This window comes from Acidaminococcus sp. CAG:542 (assembly GCF_000437815.1).
Classification (GTDB): domain Bacteria; phylum Bacillota; class Negativicutes; order Acidaminococcales; family Acidaminococcaceae; genus Acidaminococcus.
Window position 1 is genome coordinate 7,200 of sequence record NZ_FR902100.1, and the last position, 3,419, is coordinate 10,618.

Genomic DNA, 3,419 nt, shown 5'->3' on the forward strand with positions numbered 1-3,419 from the left:
CCTCCGCTGACCATTGACAAAAAAATCCCCGCCGCATTTGCGACGGGGATTTTTTCATTATCACTGCTTTGGCGGCCGTACGGGCGGGGGTGTGGAGCTCTTCCCGGACCGGGGCGGCTGGGGAACGTTTCCGTCTCCCGGCAGACTGTCTTCTTTTTTGCTGCTCTGTTTCTTGGTATCCTTCTTCTTGGTGGTTTCCTTCTTGGGCTGGGCCTTGGGAGCTTCATACTTGGGAGCAGGCATCTTGAACCCGTCCGGAGTCTCGAAGTCTTCCGACGGCACCCCTTCCAGAGCGTTGCTCATGAAGGTCCGCCACAGAGTGGCCGGCTCACCGCCACCGGTCATGCCGCCCAGGGATTCGTTGTTGTCATCCCCGATCCATACGGCACAGGCCAGGTTGGGCGTAAAGCCCACGAACCAGGCATCATGGTAAGTGTCAGTGGTCCCGGATTTCCCGGCGCAGGGACGGTTGATGGCGGCCCCCCGGCCAGTACCCCGGGTCATAACGTCTTCCATCATGGAAATCATCATGTAGGCAGTTTCCGGTTTCACAGCCTGGGTGGGATTGGTTTTGTGTTCATAGAGCACTTTGCCGTTCCGGTCCAGGATCTTTACAATGGGAGTGGGTTTGTTGAATTTCCCCATATTGGCGATGCCCGCATAGGCACCGGCCATTTCCAGAGGCGTCACCCCGTGGGTCAGGCCCCCTAGGGCCATGGCCGCGTTGTCGTCATCATCCACCAGGGTGGTGATCCCCAGCCGTTTGGCCAGTTTCAGGGTCTTTTCCGTTCCGTACTTCATGGCCACCTTGACGGCAGGCACGTTGTAGGAATAGGTGAGTGCCGTCCGGTAGGACACGGTGCCATGGAAGCTCCGGTCATAGTTCTGGGGGTTCCAGTCTCCCGGGATGGGGGAGTCCTGGACGGTATCGCTGGGAGTGGCACCCTGTTCCATGGCGTTCATGTAAACGAAAGGCTTAAAGGAAGAACCAGGCTGCCGTTCCGCCATGACGGCACGGTTGAACTGGTCCGTGCCCCGGCCTCCGATCATGGCCTTGATGTACCCGGTCTTGGGATCCACTGCCACAATGGCACTCTGAGGCTGCTTCAGCTTGTTGCTGTCAGTGTAATAGGTGGGGGTCAGGGCTGCCGCCTTTTCCGCCGCCTTCTGCATTTCCGGATCCAGGGTGGTGTACACCTTCAGACCCTGTTTGTATACGGCATCCGGACCGAATTTGTCCACCAGCAGCTGGATGCAGTAATCAATGAAGTATTTCTTGGAGCCGGGGGATTCATTCAGGCTCTTGTAGGTCAGAGGTTCCGCATAGGCTTTGTCAGCCTGTTCCTTGGTAATGAACCCGTACTTGGCCATCTGCTCCAGCACCGTCTTCTGCCGGGCCTTGGCGGCCTTGGGGTTGGACAGGGGAGAGTAGTAGTTGGGGCTCTTGGGAATCCCGGCAATCATGGCACTTTGGGCCAGGTCCAGATCCTCCACATGCTTGCCGAAATAGGTGTTGGCGGCGGTTTCCACCCCGTAGGCACCCTGGCCGAAGTAAATCTGGTTCATGTACATTTCCAGGATTTCCTTCTTGGTGTACTTCTGCTCGATCTGGAGAGCAATGAAGGCTTCATGGAGCTTCCGGCTCAGGGTCTGTTCCTGGGTCAGGAAGTAGTTCTTGGCCAGCTGCTGGGTAATGGTACTGCCCCCCTGGACCTCGCCCCACCGGATGTAGGTGTAGATGGCCCGGCCGATGCCCCGGAAGTCGATGCCCCCGTGTTCATAGAACCGGATGTCTTCTGCAGCCAGAAACGCGTTCTGCAGGTTCTTGGGCACCTTGTCGATGGTCACCGGGATCCGGTCTTCTTCCGAATCCACCGTGGTGATCAGGTTGCCCTTGGCATCGAAGAACTGAGAAGAGGCCATGGGAGCCATATCCTTGGTAAGGATCTTGGCGGTGGTGAATTTGGCCACGGCAAAGAAGGCAGCCACCGAAAGGAAGCCCACCAGCACCAGGGCCATCAGGGCAGAAAAGATTGTTCCGCCCAGCTTTTTCCGTTTGTGGGGGGAAGACGAACCGAAGGGGTTCCTCCAGTTCCTGTTTTTATTGCTTGTCATCACGTCAGCTCCTATAACAGATAGAAATAGATTGAGACCATAAGTTACAGCATATTATACCACATTTGCTTTGTGAGGTGTATAGTTCCCCTTTTATCTCTTCTCCTTAGACGTATCGAATTCTAATACTCAGAATTTGATTTTTTATAGAAGCATTGCATTATTTAAAGCTACTGAAGAATATATAAAATGTATAAATCTTAATTACGGGCGTAAAGAATCTAAAGCGAATAAATGTGTGCAAGATTTAGCTGAAGATATTATTATTAATAGCAGAATTGCTGTTAATAAATATAAGATGTTTAACATTGCATTAAAACTGGACTTATGGGCGCTTTTATTTGTACTTATAGTAGTTTTATTAGCATAATTCCCGACTCTCTGAAGTTGAATACAAAGTAAGAAAAGTATTCACACCTTTGTGTAAATTATGATAGCTAGATTTAACACTATACGTTATAATCAACAGATGAAGTCTAAAGTCATAAATTTATGCCGAAAAGGAGCTTCCTCATGCAAAAAATCCGTAAGGCCATAATCCCCGCAGCCGGCTTCGGTACCCGGTTTCTGCCGGAAACCAAAGCCATGCCCAAGGAAATGCTGCCTATTGTGGATAAGCCTACCATTCAGTATATTCCTGCTGAAAGTACAGGATATGGTGGAGAAACCCAAAATGGAAGAAGCCCCCAGCCGTTTTGCGGCTCTGGGGTGGTATGTGATTACTCCGGAAGTTTTCGATATCCTAGAAGAGACCCGGCCTGGCAAAGGCGGAGAAATCCAGCTGACAGATGCCCTGCGAGTCATGGCTCATATGGGGCATGTATATGCGTACAATTTTCAGGGGAAATGGTATGATACGGGGGATAAATTAGGATATTTGAAGGCTGTGGTGGAATTTGGCTTGAGAAGAGATGATTTGGGTCCGGGATTTAGGGAGTAGTTGAGGGAGCTTATTAAAACCCAGTTGTGAATATCATCGAAAGTGAGCCACTGTAATCATAGATTAATAAGCAGACTAAGGGTTCCGGTAAGATGGTTAGGTGGCTGAGTGGTAAAGTGATTAAGTGGCCAATTGCTTATGAGTTCAGTTCCCTGTGTCAGAGTCGGTTAAAAAACGCCAACCCTAGCCGGATTAAAACAGCCCGTGGCCGGGAAGGGTGTGCCTGCGGCGCGCACCCTACAGCGTTGGAATCGGATGTTGTTTGTTCGACCGAGCGGACGGGGATGTCGTTGAACCGACGAATGTGGGCCGGCTAAATGGCCGGCGCCCTGGGGTGTGTAAAATATTTTGTGTAAACGCAAAA

At 51.5% G+C, this 3,419-nt stretch carries 1 protein-coding gene and 2 pseudogenes; 2 read left to right on the top strand and 1 reads right to left on the bottom strand.

The window, feature by feature from the left end:
* Positions 1-60 precede the first annotated feature (60 nt).
* On the bottom strand, positions 61-2,115 hold the full coding sequence (locus QVO43_RS08880) for a transglycosylase domain-containing protein (RefSeq protein WP_022488164.1): 2,055 nt from the start codon (positions 2,113-2,115) through the stop codon (positions 61-63).
* A gap of 513 nt (positions 2,116-2,628) precedes the next feature.
* On the opposite strand from QVO43_RS08880, the pseudogene QVO43_RS10210 reads away from it, so the two are divergent.
* Positions 2,629-2,700, top strand: a pseudogene (locus QVO43_RS10210) (hypothetical protein); the annotation flags it as partial.
* Between the two features lie 52 nt (positions 2,701-2,752).
* A pseudogene (locus QVO43_RS10160) lies at positions 2,753-3,055 on the top strand (sugar phosphate nucleotidyltransferase); the annotation flags it as partial.
* Positions 3,056-3,419: the final 364 nt, after the last annotated feature.

Excerpts from the sequence above, each read along its gene's own strand:
- QVO43_RS08880 (WP_022488164.1), bottom strand. The coding sequence starts at position 2,115 with ATGACAAGCAATAAAAACAGGAACTGGAGGAACCCCTTCGGTTCGTCT.